The sequence below is a fragment of the Alphaproteobacteria bacterium genome, assembly GCA_023898725.1.
Taxonomy (GTDB): Bacteria; Pseudomonadota; Alphaproteobacteria; order JAUHZC01; family JAUHZC01.
Genome location: CP060236.1, coordinates 191,333 through 216,209, shown reverse-complemented (window position 1 = coordinate 216,209; position 24,877 = coordinate 191,333). Strand labels below are relative to the sequence as shown.

The following is a 24,877-nucleotide window of genomic DNA, read 5'->3' as shown; positions in this document are numbered from 1 at the left end:
TTCATATCCTCTCGTTAGAGTAATGGCGGAATATTAATGGATTCACGAATAATCTCAAGTGTAACCATGGCAATTGCATCGTTACACGTATCAGAGGTGCTAACGTGTGTGCGCAAGATATAGTTGGAAGGGATTGTCTGCGTTAGTCGTGCATGAAGCGCAGGGGAGAGGTGCAAAATAGGGCGCCCTAGGGTATCATGCGTTGTCCACATATCTTGAAAAGTGACATCTTCACGAAATCCTGTTCCTAGTGCTTTTACGGCTGCTTCTTTCGTTGCCCATCGTTTGGCAATAAAAGGAATTTGATCGTTAGCGGGTATGCGTTCAATTTCCACTAAAGTACAGATACGTTTGGTAAATTGATCACCAAACTTTCCGACCATATCAGCAATGCGTGAAAGTTCGATAATATCAATTCCTGTGCCAATAATCATAGGTTAGGGGTTCATCGTGTGGTGCTCGTGTACTCTCAACCTACGCTGTAATTGAGAAAGAGTAAATCCTGATCTCATGTTTGTAGAGGTTCATAGGATATGAGACAGATCGCATATCTGCGGCATCTACACAAACGACACGCATCCATAAAGCAGATAGCAGCAACGTATCATTTTGAAGGATAGCTTTTTAGGCAGAGACAGGCGTTAGTGGCTTTGTCGCTCAAGAGTTTCTCCTGACCTTCTGTGCCATCATCCTTATATAAGCGTTCCTATCGTGTGGGAGAGAACAATCTTCTAAGGGTAGAATAAGGGTAGAATATGATCCGCTTCGTTAAGCGCGTTTGCTGGAGTCTGCTTCTGCATGCAGAATGGTGGTTACCGTTGTTACGTCTTCGTCAAGAAGCGCTGCAATCTCAGCAGGGGTTTGTCCAGCACGCGCAAGTCGTGCCATCACTTCCCGGAGTTTCTCCTGCGCTCCTTCTTCTTTTCCTTCTACTCTTCCTTGCGCTAATCCTTCTTCCTTTCCTTGCGCTAATCCTTCTTCCTTTCCACGGGCATGTTCTTCAGCCGTGTAGATTGAGAAACGATCATACTCAAGACCTTCAGCAACATATGCGTCGTGCACATCTTCGGGAAGGTTGGTGATCCGAATCATCTCAAAAGCCCTCTTGACAGCGGGGGTAGCGATGGTTGCCTCAACTTCAGTGGCACTCATAAGATGGGCACGCGTGAAGAACGTCAGCCAATCTTGTTGCTCACGGGAATCCACAACTGCAGGCGCATTAGCAAGCGAATACTGTACCAGTTCAATCCCATCAATAAAGCGCCGCGGCGTATGGAGTTGTTCTTGCATGCGATATCGTCGCACGTATTGTTCGGGGGTGTCGCGCCAATGATCCCCGCGTACACCCGCCAAAATGTTAATCCCAATGACTTTCTTGAGATCACGCCAATGGTCCCCACGGCGCAGTTGATTGCCATAAAAGGCGGCCACATAGGCAAGCGCACGTTCATCCCAATAGTCCTGAGGGATGACTTGCGTTTCGATCAAGGCATATTCACCCGTTTCTAACTGGCAGACAAAGTCCATGGTGCCGTTATACCGGACCTTTGGAAAAGCATGAACAAGATCATCAAACGATGCCACCATGCGGCGCAACAACTGGGTGGCTTGGGGATGTAGGGCTAACTCATCTTCGAGGGTATCTTGTAAGTGAACCTGAACCTGACGGGCACCGTCAAGTTCAGCAACAGTTTGACGGGTGTCCGCCCGATGAAGGAGGGTGCGCAAGGTTTGCATTTCTTGCAAGGGGTTCATGTGGTCATCCAGGCGTTTGGATTCCACAATCCCGATGTCGGGCACAAAGGCATGCAAAAAAGAGGGACGCACCTCATCGTCGGCAAGCACCAACTTAAAGGGGGCATCAAAGGTTGGGACTGTATAATCCTGTTGGCGTCCGCGGGGAAAGGCACTGATACTGTCGCGGGTGTTATCTGGGCCTCTTTTGGGTTTGGTGGCAAACCCACGACCAGGAACAATGCCCACCCAAGGAGCTAAAACGCTTCTTGCACTTTTTGGTGGGGTCTTAGCCCAGAAAACAGCTCGGGTTGATCCTCCCGCTGCGCGTGATCCCACCAGACAGAGTTCTTCAGCAGCGACCTTCCAGCTGGCATGCCAGCTGGCATGTAGGGGTGCGTGCAGAGAGCTTAAAGAGATAAAGGCAACAAGTAAAAACGGCATCATGGATAAAACCTCCAACAATTCACACAAAACCTATCAAAAGATTCCCAAATAGTCAAGATTTCATACACGGGTGGCACCCTGAAGGATAGGTAGATAGCTTCATAGGATATGAGACAGATCGCATATCTGCAGCATCTACACAAACGACACGCATCCATAAAGCAGATAGCAGCAACGTATCATTTTGAAGGATAGCTTTTTAGGCAGAGACAGGTGTTAGTGGCTTTGTCGCTCAAGAGTTTCTCCTGACCTTCTGTGCCATCATCCTTATATAAGCGTTCCTATCGTGTGGGAGAGAACAATCTTCTAAAGGTAGAATAAGGGTAGAATATGACCCGCTTCGTTAAACGCGTTTGCTGGAGTCTGCTTCTGCATGCAGAATGGTGGTTACCGTTGTTACGTCTTCGTCAAGAAGCGCTGCAATCTCAGCAGGAGTTTGTCCAGCACGCGCAAGTCGTGCCATCACTTCCCGGAGTTTCTCCTGCGCTCCTTCTTCTTTTCCTTCTACTCTTCCTTGCGCTAATCCTTCTTCTTTTCCTTGGGCTAATCCTTCTTCTTTTCCTTGCGCTAATCCTTCTTCTTTTCCACGGGCATGTTCTTCAGCCGTGTAGATTGAGAAACGATCATACTCAAGACCTTCAGCAACATATGCGTCGTGCACATCTTCGGGAAGGTTAGTGATCCGAATCATCTCAAAAGCCCTCTTGACAGCGGGGGTAGCGATGGTTGCCTCAACTTCAGTGGCACTCATAAGATGGGCACGCGTGAAGAACGTCAGCCAATCTTGTTGCTCACGGGAATCCACAACTGCAGGCGCATTAGCAAGCGAATACTGTACCAGTTCAATCCCATCAATAAAGCGCCGCGGCGTATGGAGTTGTTCTTGCATGCGATATCGTCGCACGTATTGTTCGGGGGTGTCGCGCCAATGATCCCCGCGTACACCCGCCAAAATGTTAATCCCAATGACTTTCTTGAGATCACGCCAATGGTCCCCACGGCGCAGTTGATTGCCATAAAAGGCGGCCACATAGGCAAGCGCACGTTCATCCCAATAGTCCTGAGGGATGACTTGCGTTTCGATCAAGGCATATTCACCCGTTTCTAACTGGCAGACAAAGTCCATGGTGCCGTTATACCGGACCTTTGGAAAAGCATGAACAAGATCATCAAACGATGCCACCATGCGGCGCAACAACTGGGTGGCTTGGGGATGTAGGGCTAACTCATCTTCGAGGGTATCTTGTAAGTGAACCTGAACCTGACGGGCACCGTCAAGTTCAGCAACAGTTTGACGGGTGTCCGCCCGATGAAGGAGGGTGCGCAAGGTTTGCATTTCTTGCAAGGGGTTCATGTGGTCATCCAGGCGTTTGGATTCCACAATCCCGATGTCGGGCACAAAGGCATGCAAAAAAGAGGGACGCACCTCATCGTCGGCAAGCACCAACTTAAAGGGGGCATCAAAGGTTGGGACTGTATAATCCTGTTGGCGTCCGCGGGGAAAGGCACTGATACTGTCGCGGGTGTTATCTGGGCCTCTTTTGGGTTTGGTGGCAAACCCACGACCAGGAACAATGCCCACCCAAGGAGCTAAAACGCTTCTTGCACTTTTTGGTGGGGTCTTAGCCCAGAAAACAGCTCGGGTTGATCCTCCCGCTGCGCGTGATCCCACCAGATAGAGTTCTTCAGCAGCGACCTTCCAGCTGGCATGTAGGGGTGCGTGCAGAGAGCTTAAAGAGATAAAGGCAACAAGTAAAAACGGCATCATGGATAAAACCTCCAACAATTCACACAAAACCTATCAAAAGATTCCCAAATAGTCAAGATTTCATGCACGGGTGGCACCCTGAAGGATAGGTAGATAGCTTCATAGGATAGGTGGATAGGTAGATAGGTAGATAGCTTCATAGGATATGAGACAGATCGCATATCTGCGGATTGGTGTTTTGAATGTATTGCATGGGGTAAGTTTTTTTGACAGAGAAGGGGTTCTGTATGTGTTATATTTTCAATAGCCCTTTCCCAACTCCCCGCAGATTTCTCCGAGGCTATTAGGCAGGATATCTGTCTGGGCATAGAATTCCTCCCGCATGGTGCCATTCTCCCTTATTCACCTCGCCACCGTATGGGGGACTTTGGGAGGAGGCACATAGAACAGTATCCTCCGCTCACCAGTGTCACTTTTCTTTGAACTCATTCAGTTTGGGCGGAAAACCCTAGACTGTGGGATCAGTGGGTGGTGTTTCAAAATAGGGCACAGGGGTTCCATGTTCGCCAAAGGGATTTTCCAGGTGTGCACCATGTAGTTGAATTGATGGATTCACTTATGGCAGGCGCTCTAAGTGGTAGTTTATTTTTCTGGGCTTTCCATTGATTTGATCCGTCGATGGAACTTTTTTCACCGTATAGCGTTGGCAATATTTTCCTGGTTTAATGAGGCTAAAATCAATATCCATAATCTTCGGTATATAGGAAAATCCCTTAATCCCAGATCTGGAGTAGCGATACACACGAGGTCCTAGATAGGAGTCTGCGCTTATAAACTCTGTACACAATTCAATGTCTGTCGCATTGATATGTGTGTAGGTGGGTATTTTTCCATTGTCCAGGGCGGTGAGTTTGTGAAGACTAGGCTTCCCTCCTGTTGCAAGGTGGGCGCTTTCAAGGGTTTCGGGAAGTTTAGTATGCCTTGCAAGATAATACTTGATATTATCAACTGCGTTTTCCAGGGCTAAGAAGCTACGTATATCTGTGCGAACTGCAGCTAACTTCCAGGGGGGTGAAAAGAGCAGCGTCACGGAAACACTAGCGATCAAAAATGCCATAGTGACCTTCGTGGTAATGGAGTTTGCAGTTCTTAAGGTGACTCTTGAGCAAGATTTTAAATAGTTAAGGTAAAAATACCCAGAGCCGATGCACAGCATTATGATGGTAATGATTCCAGGCAACAAGACTTTGAGGTGATTAACGCCGCTCAAGTATTGTCCCAGCAATAGGAAAAAATTGACCGAAGACAATACTAGGAAAATGATAGCAAGCGGGATATCATATTTCTTTTGGAGTGCGAAGTATTCACTGTTTCCATAGTTTTTATTGATGTGTGGTTCTATAAAGTTTCCAAACAGCATGATCCCCCCCGCAACAAGAGATAACGCAAGCGCAAGTGCATAGGAGCTACCCAAAATATACACGGGCGTCACCGTAAGCATGAAGGTATCTTCGACGGCGAAATGAAAGATTTTTGTAACACCGTAACTGAAGAGGAACAGAAAAAGGATCCTTCCTGCATGCGTCAGGGCTGTGAGTGTGTCTCCTCCTCTGACACCTGGCAGCATGCGCACAATAAAAAATCCTAAAACTGTGGCTAATCCTATAAGAATAAAAAAAACACAATAAAGTAAAAAGGATAAATCTCCACCCATAAAATAGACCCTTATTAATACTAGTAGTTTTTTATTATAGCTCACTAATTAAGCAAAGTCATCGCATAAAGTCTCTCGATGAGAAAATTTTTTCTCAAAGCTCTCCCACACGATAGGAACGCTTATATAAGGATGATGGCACAGAAGGTCAGGAGAAACTCTTGAGCGACAAAGCCACTAACACCTGTCTCTGCCTAAAAAGCTATCCTTCAAAATGATACGTTGCTGCTATCTGCTTTATGGATGCGTGTCGTTTGTGTAGATGCTGCAGATATGCGATCTGTCTCATATCCTATGAAGCTATCTACCTATCCTTCAGGGTGCCACCCGTGTATGAAATCTTGACTATTTGGGAATCTTTTGATAGGTTTTGTGTGAATTGTTGGAGGTTTTATCCATGATGCCGTTTTTACTTGTTGCCTTTATCTCTTTAAGCTCTCTGCACGCACCCCTACATGCCAGCTGGAAGGTCGCTGCTGAAGAACTCTATCTGGTGGGATCACGCGCAGCGGGAGGATCAACCCGAGCTGTTTTCTGGGCTAAGACCCCACCAAAAAGTGCAAGAAGCGTTTTAGCTCCTTGGGTGGGCATTGTTCCTGGTCGTGGGTTTGCCACCAAACCCAAAAGAGGCCCAGATAACACCCGCGACAGTATCAGTGCCTTTCCCCGCGGACGCCAACAGGATTATACAGTCCCAACCTTTGATGCCCCCTTTAAGTTGGTGCTTGCCGACGATGAGGTGCGTCCCTCTTTTTTGCATGCCTTTGTGCCCGACATCGGGATTGTGGAATCCAAACGCCTGGATGACCACATGAACCCCTTGCAAGAAATGCAAACCTTGCGCACCCTCCTTCATCGGGCGGACACCCGTCAAACTGTTGCTGAACTTGACGGTGCCCGTCAGGTTCAGGTTCACTTACAAGATACCCTCGAAGATGAGTTAGCCCTACATCCCCAAGCCACCCAGTTGTTGCGCCGCATGGTGGCATCGTTTGATGATCTTGTTCATGCTTTTCCAAAGGTCCGGTATAACGGCACCATGGACTTTGTCTGCCAGTTAGAAACGGGTGAATATGCCTTGATCGAAACGCAAGTCATCCCTCAGGACTATTGGGATGAACGTGCGCTTGCCTATGTGGCCGCCTTTTATGGCAATCAACTGCGCCGTGGGGACCATTGGCGTGATCTCAAGAAAGTCATTGGGATTAACATTTTGGCGGGTGTACGCGGGGATCATTGGCGCGACACCCCCGAACAATACGTGCGACGATATCGCATGCAAGAACAACTCCATACGCCGCGGCGCTTTATTGATGGGATTGAACTGGTACAGTATTCGCTTGCTAATGCGCCTGCAGTTGTGGATTCCCGTGAGCAACAAGATTGGCTGACGTTCTTCACGCGTGCCCATCTTATGAGTGCCACTGAAGTTGAGGCAACCATCGCTACCCCCGCTGTCAAGAGGGCTTTTGAGATGATTCGGATCACTAACCTTCCCGAAGATGTGCACGACGCATATGTTGCTGAAGGTCTTGAGTATGATCGTTTCTCAATCTACACGGCTGAAGAACATGCCCGTGGAAAAGAAGAAGGATTAGCGCAAGGAAAAGAAGAAGGAGCGCAGGAGAAACTCCGGGAAGTGATGGCACGACTTGCGCGTGCTGGACAAACCCCTACTGAGATTGCAGCGCTTCTTGACGAAGACGTAACAACGGTAACCACCATTCTTCATGCAGAAGCAGACCCCAGCAAACGCGCCTAACGAAGCGGGTCATATTCTACCCTTATTCTACCCTTAGAAGATTGTTCTCTCCCACACGATAGGAACGCTTATATAAGGATGATGGCACAGAAGGTCAGGAGAAACTCTTGAGCGACAAAGCCACTAACACCTGTCTCTGCCTAAAAAGCTATCCTTCAAAATGATACGTTAGGATTATACAGTCCCAACCTTTGATGCCCCCTTTAAGTTGGTGCTTGCCGACGATGAGGTGCGTCCCTCTTTTTTGCATGCCTTTGTGCCCGACATCGGGATTGTGGAATCCAAACGCCTGGATGACCACATGAACCCCTTGCAAGAAATGCAAACCTTGCGCACCCTCCTTCATCGGGCGGACACCCGTCAAACTGTTGCTGAACTTGACGGTGCCGGCAGAGGTTGAGAATATTGACCATTTGACAAATTTAATAGCCGGATTACACGTAAAATGTATCAACAAACATGAGGAGTATGAAAAATGATACGTCAAAATCTAAAGCTGGGTTCTCTCGCCTTAATCGCCTCCTTTCTTGCCAATGCCGCAAATACCCAGGCATCGGATGCGTCGGTATCGTTAATCAAGAGATTTGAAGGAGACCCCTTTTTAATGCCTGGCAATGACCCTGCAGGCATTTTAACGCTTGGTTACGGGCACAGAGTCTACCCCGAAGATTGGGGTGGTGTTTTAGCAGAATTGGGAATGGGCAAGGCCCGCTTTTATAAACCACAAGGTGCTGACGATGACTGGGAGCCATCACCATTAGATGAGCCTGAGGCAGCTGAGTTATTGCGTGCGGATATAACGAATCGCGCCGATGTTGCGGGGGTCGTGCCTGTCGATGATCTTACCGATAATCAGATTGCAGCGCTTACAAGTTTAGCGTTTAATATTGGTATGGGGGCGTTTAGCTCAAGTCCTGTTTGTGCGGCAGTGTGTGGTTCAGATAGTTATCACAGTGACGCGTTGGGGACGGATTTTGCTGGACCTGCACAAATGCGTATGCTCTCTCACGAAGGTTTCGCGTGGTATCGACGCGCCGGGGGCGTTGTGATGCCGGGAATGATTAAGCGCAGGTTTGCGGAGATGTATGTGTTTGCTGGGCGAGCGATGGGGGCTGATGAAGATAGCCCTTCTGATTTCTTCGGCTTTACAGAGACGGTAGAGGACGATGGAGGGGCAGCCGAAGAAAAACCATTATTGATGACGATCTCAGATCAGAATTGGGCAAATGGAAATTTTACAGTGGCACATAAAACCGAGGCACAGGAGATCGCAGAATCTGTTTAATGCGAAAGATTTAAATTTTGCATTTGACGTGGGGTCAGTAATGGCCCCATTTTATAAGATGCTTGGAGAAGAGGTTTTATGAAGCGTGTGATGCTACTTATTTTGGTTTTTCTATCTTCACTTGATTGTGCAGGGGGGGTGCGCAATAATTTGCAAGTAACAATTAAAACTGATGGTTGCCCTAATCATATGCAGGCCTTGCTTGAAGGTGGTAAGAATTTGAGGGTTCATGTGCTTTCAATTGAGTCTCCACTCAGATACGAACCACTGTCGTCAGTTAAAGACACAAGTAATCTGGATTTCCCGCGACTCAACAATCTTCGCATCGAGGGTGCAGGATATTTCTTTGCACCGGCACCTCAATTTTCAGAGTTATTTCTCAAGTATTTTAGTCGCTCCCCGCTTAAGAAGCTGACAATTTCTGGGGGATGGATATATCCAGTACATATGCGTCAGCTTGCCCAGGCTACGTTTGCGCAAAACCTTGAAGTCCTTGAGCTGGTAAATGTCAAGTTTCATTTAGATCTGAAGGACGGTCGCCATGTTTCGGGTGGGGATCTGTCGTGGTTAGGGAAGTTCCCAAATCTACGTGTATTGAAGATCGTGGAGTGCCGTGTTGGTGATTGTGAAATGCAAACACTGCCGCTGGAAAAATTCCCTTACCTGAAAGAGATTAACATCTCTGGAAACGCACAGGGTGCATGCGATGTTATATGTGCGAAAGTGAAACAAGCGAAGCGCACCATTAAGGTACACGGCCGGGGGATGTTCACGATACCCTATTTTAAAAACTTGCCTGCCAGAGGATATGGCTATTACAGTCCTGACACAATCAAACCTTGGCAAAGCGGCGTCCATTACCGAACCATGCCCCGCTGCACATGCGGGAGTATGATTCAGGATTTCTTTACGGTGCCCGAATAAAAGAGGGTTCTTGTAAAGGACTCTACACAGCTAAGCCCTCTCCCCATAAAGCGCATGAAATCTTGACTATTTGGGAATCTTTTGATAGGTTTTGTGTGAATTGTTGGAGGTTTTATCCATGATGCCGTTTTTACTTGTTGCCTTTATCTCTTTAAGCTCTCTGCACGCACCCCTACATGCCAGCTGGAAGGTCGCTGCTGAAGAACTCTATCTGGTGGGATCACGCGCAGCGGGAGGATCAACCCGAGCTGTTTTCTGGGCTAAGACCCCACCAAAAAGTGCAAGAAGCGTTTTAGCTCCTTGGGTGGGCATTGTTCCTGGTCGTGGGTTTGCCACCAAACCCAAAAGAGGCCCAGATAACACCCGCGACAGTATCAGTGCCTTTCCCCGCGGACGCCAACAGGATTATACAGTCCCAACCTTTGATGCCCCCTTTAAGTTGGTGCTTGCCGACGATGAGGTGCGTCCCTCTTTTTTGCATGCCTTTGTGCCCGACATCGGGATTGTGGAATCCAAACGCCTGGATGACCACATGAACCCCTTGCAAGAAATGCAAACCTTGCGCACCCTCCTTCATCGGGCGGACACCCGTCAAACTGTTGCTGAACTTGACGGTGCCCGTCAGGTTCAGGTTCACTTACAAGATACCCTCGAAGATGAGTTAGCCCTACATCCCCAAGCCACCCAGTTGTTGCGCCGCATGGTGGCATCGTTTGATGATCTTGTTCATGCTTTTCCAAAGGTCCGGTATAACGGCACCATGGACTTTGTCTGCCAGTTAGAAACGGGTGAATATGCCTTGATCGAAACGCAAGTCATCCCTCAGGACTATTGGGATGAACGTGCGCTTGCCTATGTGGCCGCCTTTTATGGCAATCAACTGCGCCGTGGGGACCATTGGCGTGATCTCAAGAAAGTCATTGGGATTAACATTTTGGCGGGTGTACGCGGGGATCATTGGCGCGACACCCCCGAACAATACGTGCGACGATATCGCATGCAAGAACAACTCCATACGCCGCGGCGCTTTATTGATGGGATTGAACTGGTACAGTATTCGCTTGCTAATGCGCCTGCAGTTGTGGATTCCCGTGAGCAACAAGATTGGCTGACGTTCTTCACGCGTGCCCATCTTATGAGTGCCACTGAAGTTGAGGCAACCATCGCTACCCCCGCTGTCAAGAGGGCTTTTGAGATGATTCGGATCACTAACCTTCCCGAAGATGTGCACGACGCATATGTTGCTGAAGGTCTTGAGTATGATCGTTTCTCAATCTACACGGCTGAAGAACATGCCCGTGGAAAAGAAGAAGGATTAGCGCAAGGAAAAGAAGAAGGATTAGCCCAAGGAAAGGAAGAAGGAGCGCAAGAGAAACTCCGGGAAGTGATGGCACGACTTACGCGTGCTGGACAAACTCCTGCTGAGATTGCAGCGCTTCTTGACGAAGACGTAACAACGGTAACCACCATTCTGCATGCAGAAGCAGACTCCAGCAAACGCGCTTAACGAAGCGGGTCATATTCTACCCTTATTCTACCTTTAGAAGATTGTTCTCTCCCACACGATAGGAACGCTTATATAAGGATGATGGCACAGAAGGTCAGGAGAAACTCTTGAGCGACAAAGCCACTAACACCTGTCTCTGCCTAAAAAGCTATCCTTCAAAATGATACGTTGCTGCTATCTGCTTTATGGATGCGTGTCGTTTGTGTAGATGCTGCAGATATGCGATCTGTCTCATATCCTATGAAGCTATCTACCTATCCTTCAGGGTGCCACCCGTGTATGAAATCTTGACTATTTGGGAATCTTTTGATAGGTTTTGTGTGAATTGTTGGAGGTTTTATCCATGATGCCGTTTTTACTTGTTGCCTTTATCTCTTTAAGCTCTCTGCACGCACCCATACATGCCATCTGGAAGGTCGCTGCTGAAGAACTCTGTCTGGTGGGATCACGCGCAGCGGGAGGATCAACCCGAGCTGTTTTCTGGGCTAAGACCCCACCAAAAAGTGCAAGAAGCGTTTTAGCTCCTTGGGTGGGCATTGTTCCTGGTCGTGGGTTTGCCACCAAACCCAAAAGAGGCCCAGATAACACCCGCGACAGTATCAGTGCCTTTCCCCGCGGACGCCAACAGGATTATACAGTCCCAACCTTTGATGCCCCCTTTAAGTTGGTGCTTGCCGACGATGAGGTGCGTCCCTCTTTTTTGCATGCCTTTGTGCCCGACATCGGGATTGTGGAATCCAAACGCCTGGATGACCACATGAACCCCTTGCAAGAAATGCAAACCTTGCGCACCCTCCTTCATCGGGCGGACACCCGTCAAACTGTTGCTGAACTTGACGGTGCCCGTCAGGTTCAGGTTCACTTACAAGATACCCTCGAAGATGAGTTAGCCCTACATCCCCAAGCCACCCAGTTGTTGCGCCGCATGGTGGCATCGTTTGATGATCTTGTTCATGCTTTTCCAAAGGTCCGGTATAACGGCACCATGGACTTTGTCTGCCAGTTAGAAACGGGTGAATATGCCTTGATCGAAACGCAAGTCATCCCTCAGGACTATTGGGATGAACGTGCGCTTGCCTATGTGGCCGCCTTTTATGGCAATCAACTGCGCCGTGGGGACCATTGGCGTGATCTCAAGAAAGTCATTGGGATTAACATTTTGGCGGGTGTACGCGGGGATCATTGGCGCGACACCCCCGAACAATACGTGCGACGATATCGCATGCAAGAACAACTCCATACGCCGCGGCGCTTTATTGATGGGATTGAACTGGTACAGTATTCGCTTGCTAATGCGCCTGCAGTTGTGGATTCCCGTGAGCAACAAGATTGGCTGACGTTCTTCACGCGTGCCCATCTTATGAGTGCCACTGAAGTTGAGGCAACCATCGCTACCCCCGCTGTCAAGAGGGCTTTTGAGATGATTCGGATCACCAACCTTCCCGAAGATGTGCACGACGCATATGTTGCTGAAGGTCTTGAGTATGATCGTTTCTCAATCTACACGGCTGAAGAACATGCCCGTGGAAAGGAAGAAGGATTAGCGCAAGGAAGAGTAGAAGGAAAAGAAGAAGGAGCGCAGGAGAAACTCCGGGAAGTGATGGCACGACTTGCGCGTGCTGGACAAACTCCTGCTGAGATTGCAGCGCTTCTTGACGAAGACGTAACAACGGTAACCACCATTCTTCATGCAGAAGCAGACCCCAGCAAACGCGCTTAACGAAGCGGATCATATTCTACCCATATTCTACCCTTAGAAGATTGCTCGCTCCTATGCGTATTATTTTTGCTGTTCACCCACGGACAGTCATGTTGAGTCAGGAAGAAATTCCTGATAATACGGGTATTACCTGATACATGTTCCTGAGAGGTTCATCACATGCTTGATAAAACATATAACCCGCGAAATCTTGAGAATAAATGGATTGCTGCGTGGGACGAGTCTGGCCTAACCGCTGGTAATACAGCTTCTGGTAAAAAACCATATGTCATCATGATGCCCCCCCCTAACGTGACGGGATCCTTGCATATGGGGCATGCGCTGAACTACACACTTCAAGATATTATGATTCGTTACAAGCGTTTGAAGGGCATGGATGCCTTTTGGCAACCCGGTATGGATCATGCGGGGATTGCAACACAAATGATTGTCGAGCGCCAATTGGCAGAGGAAAAGCGCACGCGTCATGATCTTGGTCGCGATGCCTTTATAGCGCGCGTGTGGGAATGGCGTGCGGAGTCCGGAAACCGAATTTTTGATCAGCAGCGTCGCTTAGGCATAACACCGGATTGGAAACGGGCCCGTTTTACAATGGATGAAGGGCTGAATGAGGCTGTGCGGGAGGTGTTTGTGCGGCTTTATAATGAGGGATTAATTTATCGTGCGGAGCGTTTGGTCAATTGGGATGTTGTTTTGCAAACAGCTGTCTCTGATCTTGAGGTGGAAACTAAAGACATCAAGGGTCATTACTATCACATTGCTTATCCTCTCTGCGATAGTAAGGACTCCCTTGTCATTGCGACCACTCGTCCCGAAACACTCTTTGGAGACACGGCTATCGCGGTGAATCCTAAAGATGAGCGTTATGCCCACCTTGTGGGAAAAAAGGTTCGGGTGCCGCTTACTGATCGAACCATTCCTGTTATTGCAGATGATTATTCAGATCCGGAGAAAGGAACAGGAGCAGTTAAGATTACCCCTGCTCATGACTTTAACGATTTTGAGGTAGGTCGTCGCCATGGGTTGCCACACATTACGGTGATGGATAAAGGCCTCAGATTGCTCCCGGGAGTTGTCCCAGAACGTTTTGTTGGCCTCGATCGGTATGCGGCGCGCAAAGCAGTAGTTGCAGCGCTTGATGCAACAGATCAGCTCATCACAGTCGAAGAAACGACGCGCCCTGTTCCGCATAGTCAACGCAGTGGTGTTGAGGTTGAGCCATATATGACACTGCAATGGTTTATGAATGTTGAACCGCTGGCTGCTAAAGCAATACAAGCCGTAGAAGAAGGGAAAACAAAGTTTGTTCCCGAAAAATGGACGGCAACGTACTTTGAGTGGATGCGGAATATTCAGCCGTGGTGCATTTCGCGCCAGATTTGGTGGGGTCATCAAATTCCCGTGTGGTATGGTCCGGATGAGGCTCACTTCGTGGCTCATGATGAAGAAGAAGCCCAAAAACTGGCGATAGCGCATTACGGAGAAGCGGTTTCCCTGAGGCGCGATGCTGATGTTTTAGACACATGGTTTTCTTCTGCTTTGTGGCCTTTTAGTACTCTGGGGTGGCCGCATCAAACAACTGAGCTTGCACGTTATTATCCTGGTGACGTTCTTGTGACGGGTTTTGATATTATCTTTTTTTGGGTGGCGCGCATGATGATGATGGGAATACATTGTATGGGTGAGGTACCCTTTCATACCGTTTATATGAATGCGCTGGTGCGTGACGAGCATGGTCAAAAAATGTCTAAGTCAAAAGGCAATGTGATCGATCCTTTGGTGCTGATAGACAAATATGGCTCTGATGCGTTGCGCTTTGGTATGGCTTCATATGCGGCCCCAGGGGTGGATATTAAATTTAAAGAATCTCAAATTGAGGGATACAGGAATTTTGGCACAAAATTATGGAATGTGGCGCGATTATGCGAGCACTATCAATGCCAGTACCGTAGGGCATTTGACCCATGTAGCGTGACGTATCCTGTCAATCAGTGGATTGTGGATCAAGTCTATGCCCAGAGTCGCGTGCTGGAAGCACATTTAGAAAACTACCGCTTTGATCGTGTGACGCACAGTGTTTATCAGTTCGTTTGGGGGGCGGTCTGTGATTGGTATGTGGAGCTCGCAAAGCCTGCCTTACAAAACAACACGCATAAGGCTCATCGTGAAACGCAAGAAACGCTTATGTGGGTGTTGCGCCAAGTATTGATTTTTGTAAACCCGTTGATGCCCTTTGTGACGGAGGAAATTCATGCGCATTTCTATGCGGAAGAAGGTATGCTCATAGCTACAGAGTGGCCCTCTTTTTCAGAGGCGTTAGAGGCGGACAAACACGCCATTGCAGGGATTGATACATTGATTCGCTTGATCAAAGATCTGCGAGGGTTGAGGGCTGATGCAGGTATTGCACCAGGGAAAGGCCTTGACCTGTTGGTTGAGACCAACAGTCAGCTGCCCTTTATTTTTGCCCAATTTCCGGATCTATGCACGATAGTAGCAAAGATTAATACCATTACCCCGGCGACGGATTTCCCCGATCAAGCGCTTCAATTTGTTTTTGATGGCACGACCATTCACGTGCCAGTCATGCATGCGCTTGACTCTGGAGAAGAACGCAAACGTCTGGAAAAAGAGCTTGCTGCGTTTGTAGCTGAGTGTGATGTCAATGCTCAAAAACTTGCAAATAAGAACTTTGTCAGCCGCGCCAGTCCTGATGCTGTCGCAAAAATACGCGCCAGACACGATGCTGCTCAGGCTGCACAAGAGAAAATCCTTCAAGCGTTGAAGCGGCTCCCCCACTAATGGATTTATGGCGGATGTGTTTATCGGATCTGTAGATTGCAACCAGCTATCTGCCTGGATCGTTGAGCGACGCAACTGTTTACCTTCCGGCGAATGTGTGGTGTCCCACCTCAGCGTTTCTTTGCCAGTAGAAAGTTTGGATCTACTATAATCCTGTGCCCTGGAAAGGGTGGTGCGTCCTGCAGGATTCGAACCTGCGACCCACAGCTTAGAAGGCTGTTGCTCTATCCAGCTGAGCTAAGGACGCGCAAACCATTTGTAATGTAAAGAAAGATTCCCCCAACGTAAAGGCTGTGCATAAAAAATGTGGTCTGCAGATTTTTCTCGCTGCGATCATTAACCACAACGGCTATGAACCCCTCTCTTGTTCTTGTCCGACCGTGTAATTTCACGTATACTGCTTCCATTACACAATTACTTTGTCGCACATATGTCTGTATCTCCCTCTTTGCCCGCCGTACAATCCCTGACGCCGAGTGCTGTGCAGTCTGCGGATCTTTCTTTGTGGCGTTTATTTGTTGAGGCTGACGTTACGATTCAATTTGTTATGCTTCTTTTGGTTGCTGCGTCTCTGGCGACGTGGGCGATCTTTATCTCACGGTACTTGTTAATCAAGCGTATGCAAAAAAAAGCAAATGCGTTTGAAGATATTTTTTGGTCAGGATCAAACTTGGATAAGGTCCATGGACAAGTAGATTATGATGATCCGGATCCCTTAAGTGCTGTTTTTATAAGTGGAATGCGAGAGTGGGAGCAATCAAAATCATCCAATCGGCTGACAAGCGAACAGCGTGCCAATGTGCTTGTGCGCATGACTCGGGTGATGAATGTAGCAATGGATCGTGAGCTTGAGCTCCTTGAGGGTGTTTCAAGTTATCTTGCATCGGTAGGATCTACGGCGCCTTTTGTTGGCCTTTTTGGGACCGTGTGGGGCATTATGAACAGCTTTCAAAGCATTGCGGCCAATCAAGCGACCAATCTTGCGGTTGTCGCCCCAGGCATTGCGGAGGCCTTATTTGCCACAGCAATGGGGTTGGTTGCCGCTATTCCGGCGGTTTTAGCCTATAACAAAATTTCCAGTGATGTGAACCGTTTTGCTACACGGATTGGCGGATTTATTGAGGAGTTTACAACCGTTTTTTCTCGTCAACTTGATAGCAAGGCATAATTTATGGGCATGAACGCAACACAGCTAGCATCATCACGCCGGCGGCGCAGCCGTCGTCAGCCCATGGCAGAAATCAATGTAACTCCTTTCGTGGACGTCATGCTTGTATTGCTTATTGTCTTTATGGTAACGGCGCCCATGTTAACGGTGTGTGTGCCCGTTAACTTGCCAAAAGTCGCAGCGAAATCATCCACAGAGCAAAAAGAACCCCTAACAGTCAGTATGAACCGTCAAGGTGACGTTTTTATCCAAGACCGTAAGGTAATCTTTAAAAATCTGGTGCCTCAATTAAAAGCTATTACCCAATCAGATCCGCAGGCACGTATTTATGTGCGCGGAGATAAGCGTGTCAGCTATGGTGCGATCATGAATTTGATGGCACACTTGCAATATGGAGGATTCCGTCACGTTGGTCTTGTGGCAACGCCTCCGGGTAAATCTTAAGAAAGCTTAGGGAACATGGAGCGCTCATCTGCCACTCTTAAGGCTCTGCATGCACGCAAAACATATACCCAATTCTCGCTGGTTGTAGGACTCCGATGGTCGGTAATTTTTCATGTGTGTGCGATACTCGCCTTGGCGCTGGACTATATTTTTTGGGCACGCTCGCAACCCATTGTTTTGGGTGGGGCTGTTGAAATTATTATGAACGATACATTGCCTTCACAAAAAGAGGCTCTTGGTCGTCATCAATCAAAAATTCCCTTACCCCCCAAGGTGATAGAAAAATTTAAACCAGCACCAACAAAGCCTTCAGATGTCAGTGACCCAGACGCGTATCGTTCGAAGCCAGCCCCTAAAAAACCGCAAGAAATCCCTAAGGAAAAACGGCCTCCTTCTCCACGACCAAAGACTAAGCCACAACCTCAGGGGGCACTAAAAAACTTGCAAGATGTTACAGAAAAACCCACAGATAAAGCCAATGTTCGGCATGGCTCTGCGGATGGTTCGGAAAGTGATGATGAAATTCGTACAATTCTTATGCGCCAATTTAATGCGTGTTGGAACAAGGGTACCTTTATGCACGCACCAAATTCTCGCACGTTTGTCGTGGTCGTAAGCTTGCTAATGAATCAAAATGGTACGGTAAATAAAGCAGAAATAATTTCACCCAAAAATACGCAAAATGCGTTGTACCAAGTAGCGGTAGATGAGGCACGAAATGCTGTGCTTGACCCACGTTGTCAGCCAATTGCTCTTCCTGTACAAAAGTACTCACGCTGGAAAGAGCTTGAGATTGTCTTTGATCCTAAGGCTATGAACTAGTGTATAACGAACAGGTGATGGGTTCGATGAAAGTTGTGTGATGAAGAGTACACGCACAGGGGTCACGTGGTGCTTATGACAAAAGCCTCCTGGATAAATGGTTTCCTAGACAGGGCGATTGAGAGAGAGCTTATGAACCATAATACACCATAGGCATGCGCTCTTTTTTTTGCTAATAATACTCTTATAATTCGTAATCAATATATTTTTCGTGTGGATCTCATGAATACTTCTTCAATTTTTTATCGCATGGTTGTTTTGGCTATGCTGTGCATTTTGCCAGCTCAGGCTAAAATTCACGTAAAATTGACCCAGGGATCGGCAACTGACCATCCCATAGCTGTAACAGACTTTCAGGGAGCAACACCGGAGCATGCCCAGTTTGGTCGGGAGATGGCAAGGGCGATGCGCACGAACTTTACCAATGCTGGTGTGTTTAATGTTATTAGTCAGAAGGCATTTATTCAAAATGCTGACGATGCCCTTAAAGAGCCAAAATTTAGAGATTGGCGTGTGATCGGTGCGCGATCCTTGGTGGTGGGGAAGCTCTCGCCAACCATGGATGGTCGGGTGCAGTTTAGTTATATTCTTTATAATGTTCTGACACAGAAGGAAGTTGTCTCTCACACGCTTACCACCGATAAACGATCATGGCGCCGTTTGGTACATATGGCCAGTGATGATATCTACAAACGCCTAATGGGGGAAGATGGGTTCTTTGACTCTCAAGTTGCCTATATTGCTGAGCGCAAGCAGGGTACACAAGCAATAAAGCAGTTAGCTATCATGGACCAAGATGGTGAAAATCATCGGTATCTGACTATGGGGAAAAATATTGTTTTGACACCTCGCTTTTCACCGACGCGCAATGAAATTGTGTATCTGGACTATGGCATCACAAACACGGTTCCTAAGGTTTATATCTTAAACCTTAAAACAGGCATGCGGACCCTGGTGGGGCGATTTCCCGGAATGACCTATGCGCCGCGCTATTCTCCGGATGGTAAGAAAGTCTTGATGAGCGCAACAGATAAGGGCGCATACTCTCACATATACGAGATGGACCTGGGAACAAAATCCATTCGCAAGCTTACTGAGGGTAAGTATATTGACACATCTCCTAGCTATAGTCCCGATGGAAAGAAGATCGTATTTAACTCAGATCGTCCTGGAACCCAACAGCTGTATGTTATGGACAGTAACGGCAAAAATATAAAGCGAATCAGTTTTGGCCCTGGTGGGCGTTATGCTGCGCCTGTTTGGTCGCCGCGTGGAGATATGATTTGTTTCACGAAAATTTTTGATGGGGCTTTTCATATCGGTGTTATGCGCACAGATGGCAAAGGAGAGCGCTTGCTATCAACGGGCTACATTGTGGAGGACCCATTCTGGTCACCGAATGGTAAGGCCATTATCTTCACCCGTCAGGATCGAGCCAAGGAAAAAGGGAAAAATGGAGACCGCCGCATTCGCATTATTGACCTTGCGGGCTTTTATGAGCGTAATCTTCCCACACCATCGGGAGTGAATGCAGTGACGGCAACTTGGTCACCTTCCCGGGACAAAATTTTATAAATTCTTGATTTCTTAAAATTTTACTTAATACCATAGGTTTTTTTTGATAGTATTGATTTGTCGTACAGAAAATAACTCTAGGAAATTAGACATGTTAAAAAATATACTCAGTATCTTGATCGTTGGCCTCAGCCTTGCTGGCTGTGCGTGCGATCGTAACTCATGCGCACAAGTTGGGCCTGGATCTTGCACAGACTTTCAACAATCAACCGCTGAGCGTGTGCATTATGATTACAACTCTGCCTCTCTTCGGGCGGATGCAAAAGATGCATTAGATGGGCAAGTGGCATGGTTGGCCAAATATCCAAATGTGAGCATTTTGGTTGAAGGGCATTGCGATAAGCGGGGCACGCGTGAATACAACTTGGGTCTTGGCGAACGTCGTGCAGCAGCTGTTCGTGATTATTTGTTCAGTCACGGGGTATCCAAAGAGCGCGTCCGTATCGTATCTTATGGAAAAGAGCGTCTTGCCGTTGAAGGCGATGACGAGCAAGCCCATACATATAACCGTCGTGCGGTTACCGTTGTTGAATAAAGAACTACTGCTATAGAATGAAAAAAACCTCTCGTCTGGGAGGTTTTTTTATGTCTGTCTGTATCAAAATTTACTAGTACTAAGGCCAGTTAAATAGGCCTAGCGAATATATGTACTTTGATTAAAAGTATATGACAAAACAATTTGTGTGTTGTCACGAAGATGACGATCAATAACAATAGGAAAATTTTTCCGTGATAATTCAAATGTTTATCTAGAGGGAATGAGTTGTTCGGACATGCGAGGGCCTATAATTTTTGTGAAATACTACCCTTTGGTGCCTGTTTTTTTTATCTGGCTTCATAGTATACGGGGCAATACCAATCACCGGAATCCTTCTTGCCAATTGTGTAGATCCAGTGTCAGTACTTATGGCACAAGATTTTCCTGTTCCCAAGGCAATAAGCAAAGACAATAAAAGCGCGATAAAAAATGCATAAGTAGTAATGGGGTAACTTCTGTTCTGGCCACAAGAAAGAACCCTACCGCCAGTTTTTTGCTCGGTTTTTCTTTGAACGCTTACACAAAATTGCAGTACAACATTTTATGTGCCAAAAATAAGTGTAGCCAGACTCAAGTAAATAAAATAACCCAGAACATCAGTAAGAATTGTCAGCATCGGGCCAGCGCCAATTGCGGGGTCCATGTCCAGTCGGCGTAGCATCACGGGAAGGAGTGTTCCTGCAAGACCGGCTAAAATCATATTAAAAATTAGTGCCCCCCCCACAACAAGCCCTAACCGTACATCACTTTCCCAGTAAGATGCCAGTGTCCCAAACACAAGAGCAAAGATAATCCCATTGAAATTGGCAACGGTGAGCTCTTTAATGACGGTGCGCATCTGATTTTCTTTACGCAATTCCTGTGTGGCGAGTGCACGCACGATAATGGTGATAACTTGCAGCCCAGAGTTCCCAGCCATTGCAGCAGAAACGGGCAGATAAAATGCCAGCGCGGTGACTTGGTCAATAAGCGTTCGGAAGTGACTCAGAACAAAAATCGAAATCATTACGTTCACCATCGTAATAACAAGCCATGGGATGCGCTGATAAGTTGTTTCGACTGGGCCAGCGTAAAAATCTGATTCGCGTACACCGGCAAGATTGAGCAAGTCTTCTTGGGCTTCTTCTGTAATGACGTGCACAATGTCGTCAACAGTGATCATCCCAATAATATGATTTTCTGTGTTGACAATAGGAGCGGACACAAGCCCATATTGGCGAAAAAGTTGCGCTACTTTTTCTTGGTCCATATCTGCGGGAATTAACCGAATATTCTCGTCAATAATTTTTGCAAGTGGTACATCGCGTTCCTCGCGAACGAGTTGGGTGAGTGAAACAATGCCCTGTGGTTTATCGCGAGGATCAACAATATACAAATCATAATAAGTATCAGGGAGATCCGTTGTCTTGGCAATATAGTCAAGAGCTTCTCCCACTGTCCAAAAACCTGGCACACAAGGGACATCCGTTTGCATGATACGCCCAGCAGTCTTTTCTGCATACTGGAGTGCTTTTTCAAGCACTTCGCGGTCTTCTTTTGAAATATGACTGAGCGCTTTTTCTTTCACATCATCGTCAAGTTCTTCAATGAGCTCAACGGCATCCCCGGTGTCTAACTCCGTAATGGCATTCGCAAGCTGTTGGGGGTTAAGGCGTTCAAGAACGAGGGGACGAAAATGATCCTCAAGCTCAGCCAAAACTTCTGGTAGCGCCTCAGCAGGAATCAAAGGAATAAAATGATTGCGCTCAGACCCATCAAGCAGTTGGATAATGTTAGCGATATCAGAAGCATGCAGCGGAGCCACGGTTTTTTTCAGGCGTGCCCATTTGTGGGCCCGGAGGTGTTGGCGCACCTCCTGTAGAACCTCAGAGGTTACTCCAACGTGATTCGCAAATGTGGGGTGTGTGTCACGGCTCATAAAGGTGCTTAAAACAATCTTGAATCAGTTAATTATCAGTGTATCAGGAAAATATCTATAGGTCAGTGACAATCTACGCGGTAGCAGGGTATAATATCAGCTTTGGTGATTATTTCTTTTTTTTGTTGTTATCACTTACAGCATAGGTGTTACATTTTTCATCCTCATGCAGGAATTTTCCCTAAAAAACGCCCTATTGCATAATGTGCCTGAAAGTACCTTGCTCATGTTAGAAAAAACTAGGTTACAAAATGGAACTCTGAAAGGCTACTTGGCCTGACACGTGTGGATGGCTGTGCCGCAAGTTTTCGTGACCTAGGATCAGGATCTATTAAATTGATTTAATAGATTAGTAGAATATGTTTCACTTATAAAAAAGGAGCGTTTTATGAGTGAAATACTTTGGTTAAGTGAGAAGCAATTTCAAGCGATCAAGCCCTATTTTCCATTGCCTCATGGGGTTCCTCGGGTTGATGATCGTCGTGTTGTGAGTGGGACTATCCATGTTTTAAAGCGTGGTTTACAATGGCGTGATGTGCCGGAGGTTTATGGTCCTCATAAGACCCTTTATACCCGCTTTCGTCGATGGTCTCTCTTAGGCGTATTTGATAAAATATTTGCTAACCTGGTCGCTGAAGGTGGTGCGCCAGAGCATCTGCAAATTGACGCCACACATTTGAAAGCCCATCGAACAGCAAGCTCGCTGTTAAAAGGGGGGATGTTGCCCGTGCTATCGGGGGAACAAAAGGTGGATTAAACTCAAAGCTTCATGCTGTATGCGATCAAGATGGCAAACCCGTTGCGTTGCATCTTAGCGCAGGACAAGTCAGTGATTATAAGGGTGCGAGAGCTTTGATAGATACGCTTCCAAAAGCCCAAGCCTTACTTGCTGATCGTGGTTATGATGCAAGCTGGCTAAGACAAGCCCTTAAAGCCAAAGGGATAGAGCCATGCATTCCACCAAAAAAGAACAGAAAAAAGCCCATATCTTATGACAAAACCTTATATAAACAACGCCATAAAGTTGAAAATATGTTCGCCAAGTTTAAAGATTGGAGGCGAATTGCAACACGTTATGACCGAAGGGCTGACATCTTCAAGGCCGCAATTACCATCGCTTGCATCGTTATATGGTGGATTTAATAGATCCTGAGCCTAGATTCCATTATCAATGATGTTCTTTTTTTATCATCATAATTAATTACCTAAATCTTCCGTTCTTTCTCAAGTGAGCTCTAAGGGTGTACAATATTTGGAGTATCTGAGGGCGCCTACCACTCCTCATCCGGCTTTAAGAGTTGCAAACCGTAGATGTGTTGGTGGATTAGGAAAGGCCTTATACGGGTATGTATAAACCATCTTCTAAATTTTTCGCCAACTTTATCCTTCATGGAGTATGTTAATTTTCACTTATGAGTATGCAAAAATACGTTTGTGTCGCAAGCACCTATATAAATAAGGGCATTGTCGTATTTAGAGGAAAAGTACCCCTGGACACATTCGTAAAACTCATTTGACGAATAGTTCAAATTCTTTCTAACCTGCCAGTAATTGGATGATACATTGAGGTATAGGTATGGATAAACATTCTTGGGATTATAGGGTTTTTCTCACACGCGTACTGACCGGGCGTTTATTATTCCGGGCACTTGTCGGTCTTACGTTTCTTGGGCTTCTCCCTTTAACCGCCTCTGATGGGCCTGACCCGGATCATCGGTTGCGGGTTCTCTCGACTTCTGCCGCATTTAAAGATGCTGAGGCGTTTTTAGCCGGAGTTTACGTTACTCCCGAAGACGCCCCCGCGGTTGCGGTTGCGGAACATACGCTTGGAAGTGCCTATACACGTTTATTGATGCGTACATCAGAGGGCGGCGGATATAATCTTTTGGCCGCAACAGCTGATGGGCCTGAAGTTCTTCTGCATTCTCTTGGAACCACAGATGCATTTACCCATGAAGAGGTTGCTGTCCATAATGGCGAGGCCGTTTATGTCATTGATGTTGATACCGCGCCAGATGGACGCCTTATTTTTAATGCGATTCGCGGCACCACTGAAATGGATTTTGCGTTAGATGATTGCCGTTTGGGGCGGAATAAAATTAACTGTTGTGAAGTTGATACAGGGCGCAATAATCTGACGATCAAGGCGCGCGCATTTTGCCTTGATTTCGGGCGCATGAACGCCCATACCACCCGGATCGAAAGTGAAACTGATCCGGTGTTTGGGAACTATATCCCCGCTGATGAAGAACAAACGGCAACTGTGGCAGGTGTGCCTTTTAAATTGCGCCCGCACATCCCGAATGGGAGTCGTATGGACATTAGTGGTGACCTTATCTTGGTTGGTCCCGAAGGGGGCCACATTTATCTGAACTACCTTGATATCGAGATTGATTCAGGGCTCAGCGTGAACATAACATTCAATCCGGCAGGTTATTTTGAGCCTCTCTCTCGCTTAGGTTTCCTCCACATGAGTAGCTGCCATATCAAAATGGTAGGATCAATGTTTGCAAATGCAGAGACACGAGAACTTATGCAAATGGGGGATACACGTGAGCATCGCGGAAGTGGGGGTGTCAGCCATGTGAACTTCGCCATTGCCCGGCCCCCGTATCTTGAAATTGGGGGCCAATCCCATATGTTGGCAGGAACATTTGCTTTTGGTTCAGAGGATGGAAGGCTCCCCAATGGTCACGATGGCGCGCCCTGTGGTATAAAGCCGGAGAGGATTGCCCACACGGGAGTGTTAAACTCCAACCCGTATCAGCGGCAAATACCATAATTGATCTTACACCGATTCCAATTCCAA

19 protein-coding genes and 1 tRNA gene are annotated in these 24,877 nt (G+C 47.2%); 14 read left to right on the top strand and 6 right to left on the bottom strand.

The genetic code is table 11. From position 1 onward, the window contains the following. Nucleotides 1–14: 14 nt before the first annotated feature. The 4 genes from acpS to H6849_01015 all read right to left on the bottom strand — a co-directional run bounded on the left by acpS (nt 15) and on the right by H6849_01015 (nt 5,603). The gene (gene acpS, locus H6849_01030; protein ID USO01620.1) at nt 15–434 is read right to left on the bottom strand and encodes a holo-ACP synthase; all 420 of its coding nucleotides are present in this window, start codon (nt 432–434) and stop codon (nt 15–17) included. A gap of 334 nt (nt 435–768) precedes the next feature. Continuing rightward, nucleotides 769–2,181, bottom strand: a complete 1,413-nt coding sequence (locus H6849_01025; GenBank protein ID USO01619.1) for an Rpn family recombination-promoting nuclease/putative transposase — start codon at nt 2,179–2,181, stop codon at nt 769–771. 343 nt (nt 2,182–2,524) lie between these two features. Further along, nucleotides 2,525–3,949 carry a PD-(D/E)XK nuclease family transposase gene (locus H6849_01020; protein USO01618.1) on the bottom strand — a complete coding sequence of 475 codons (1,425 nt, stop codon included), beginning with the start codon at nt 3,947–3,949 and terminating at the stop codon, nt 2,525–2,527. Nucleotides 3,950–4,505: 556 nt separating this feature from the next. Further along, nucleotides 4,506–5,603, bottom strand: coding sequence for a hypothetical protein (locus H6849_01015; protein ID USO01617.1), 1,098 nt, complete (start codon nt 5,601–5,603; stop codon nt 4,506–4,508). Between the two features lie 397 nt (nt 5,604–6,000). Here H6849_01015 and H6849_01010 point away from each other — a divergent pair, with 397 nt between their 5' ends. The 7 genes from H6849_01010 (at nt 6,001) to H6849_00980 (ending at nt 15,603) form a co-directional block, all read left to right on the top strand. Next, complete coding sequence (locus H6849_01010; GenBank protein ID USO01616.1) at nt 6,001–7,365, top strand: Rpn family recombination-promoting nuclease/putative transposase; 1,365 nt, start codon at nt 6,001–6,003, stop codon at nt 7,363–7,365. A gap of 211 nt (nt 7,366–7,576) precedes the next feature. Beyond that, nucleotides 7,577–7,765: a hypothetical protein gene (locus H6849_01005; protein ID USO01615.1), complete on the top strand. Its 189-nt coding sequence runs from the start codon at nt 7,577–7,579 to the stop codon at nt 7,763–7,765. A gap of 75 nt (nt 7,766–7,840) precedes the next feature. Next, a complete protein-coding gene (locus H6849_01000; protein ID USO01614.1) occupies nt 7,841–8,650 on the top strand; it encodes a lysozyme in 810 nt (269 codons plus the stop codon). A 78-nt stretch (nt 8,651–8,728) separates the two neighbouring features. Then, entirely contained in the window at nt 8,729–9,574 is an 846-nt protein-coding gene (locus tag H6849_00995) for a hypothetical protein (protein USO01613.1), read from the top strand. 118 nt (nt 9,575–9,692) lie between these two features. Next, on the top strand, nt 9,693–11,081 hold the full coding sequence (locus H6849_00990; GenBank protein ID USO01612.1) for an Rpn family recombination-promoting nuclease/putative transposase: 1,389 nt from the start codon (nt 9,693–9,695) through the stop codon (nt 11,079–11,081). A 343-nt stretch (nt 11,082–11,424) separates the two neighbouring features. Next, nucleotides 11,425–12,801, top strand: a complete 1,377-nt coding sequence (locus tag H6849_00985) for an Rpn family recombination-promoting nuclease/putative transposase (protein ID USO01611.1) — start codon at nt 11,425–11,427, stop codon at nt 12,799–12,801. A gap of 159 nt (nt 12,802–12,960) precedes the next feature. Then, nucleotides 12,961–15,603, top strand: coding sequence for a valine--tRNA ligase (locus H6849_00980; GenBank protein USO01610.1), 2,643 nt, complete (start codon nt 12,961–12,963; stop codon nt 15,601–15,603). A gap of 170 nt (nt 15,604–15,773) precedes the next feature. On the opposite strand, the gene H6849_00975 is transcribed toward H6849_00980, so the two are convergent. After that, nucleotides 15,774–15,850, bottom strand: a tRNA-Arg gene (locus H6849_00975). A gap of 183 nt (nt 15,851–16,033) precedes the next feature. On the opposite strand from H6849_00975, the gene tolQ reads away from it, so the two are divergent. From tolQ to H6849_00950, 5 genes are all read left to right on the top strand, one after another. Beyond that, nucleotides 16,034–16,771 (top strand): protein TolQ, encoded by a 738-nt coding sequence (gene tolQ / locus H6849_00970; GenBank protein USO01609.1) that lies wholly within the window; start codon nt 16,034–16,036, stop codon nt 16,769–16,771. A gap of 3 nt (nt 16,772–16,774) precedes the next feature. Beyond that, a complete protein-coding gene (tolR, locus tag H6849_00965; protein USO01608.1) occupies nt 16,775–17,215 on the top strand; it encodes a protein TolR in 441 nt (146 codons plus the stop codon). Between the two features lie 15 nt (nt 17,216–17,230). Continuing rightward, nucleotides 17,231–18,037 carry a hypothetical protein gene (locus H6849_00960; protein USO01607.1) on the top strand — a complete coding sequence of 269 codons (807 nt, stop codon included), beginning with the start codon at nt 17,231–17,233 and terminating at the stop codon, nt 18,035–18,037. A 222-nt stretch (nt 18,038–18,259) separates the two neighbouring features. Beyond that, the gene (gene tolB / locus H6849_00955; protein USO01606.1) at nt 18,260–19,612 is read left to right on the top strand and encodes a Tol-Pal system protein TolB; all 1,353 of its coding nucleotides are present in this window, start codon (nt 18,260–18,262) and stop codon (nt 19,610–19,612) included. 91 nt (nt 19,613–19,703) lie between these two features. Next, nucleotides 19,704–20,147: an OmpA family protein gene (locus H6849_00950; protein USO01605.1), complete on the top strand. Its 444-nt coding sequence runs from the start codon at nt 19,704–19,706 to the stop codon at nt 20,145–20,147. A 544-nt stretch (nt 20,148–20,691) separates the two neighbouring features. Here H6849_00950 and mgtE read toward each other — a convergent pair. Further along, the gene (gene mgtE / locus H6849_00945) at nt 20,692–22,068 is read right to left on the bottom strand and encodes a magnesium transporter (protein USO01604.1); all 1,377 of its coding nucleotides are present in this window, start codon (nt 22,066–22,068) and stop codon (nt 20,692–20,694) included. Nucleotides 22,069–22,456: 388 nt separating this feature from the next. Here mgtE and H6849_00940 point away from each other — a divergent pair. Both H6849_00940 and H6849_00935 read left to right on the top strand, forming a co-directional pair. Continuing rightward, nucleotides 22,457–23,211, top strand: a protein-coding gene (locus H6849_00940) for an IS5 family transposase (GenBank protein ID USO01603.1) whose coding sequence is annotated in 2 segments (ribosomal slippage) — nt 22,457–22,775 and nt 22,775–23,211 — 756 coding nt in all. Because the reading frame shifts where the segments join, the coding sequence is not laid out codon by codon here. Between the two features lie 433 nt (nt 23,212–23,644). Beyond that, nucleotides 23,645–24,850 (top strand): hypothetical protein, encoded by a 1,206-nt coding sequence (locus H6849_00935; protein USO01602.1) that lies wholly within the window; start codon nt 23,645–23,647, stop codon nt 24,848–24,850. Nucleotides 24,851–24,877: the final 27 nt, after the last annotated feature.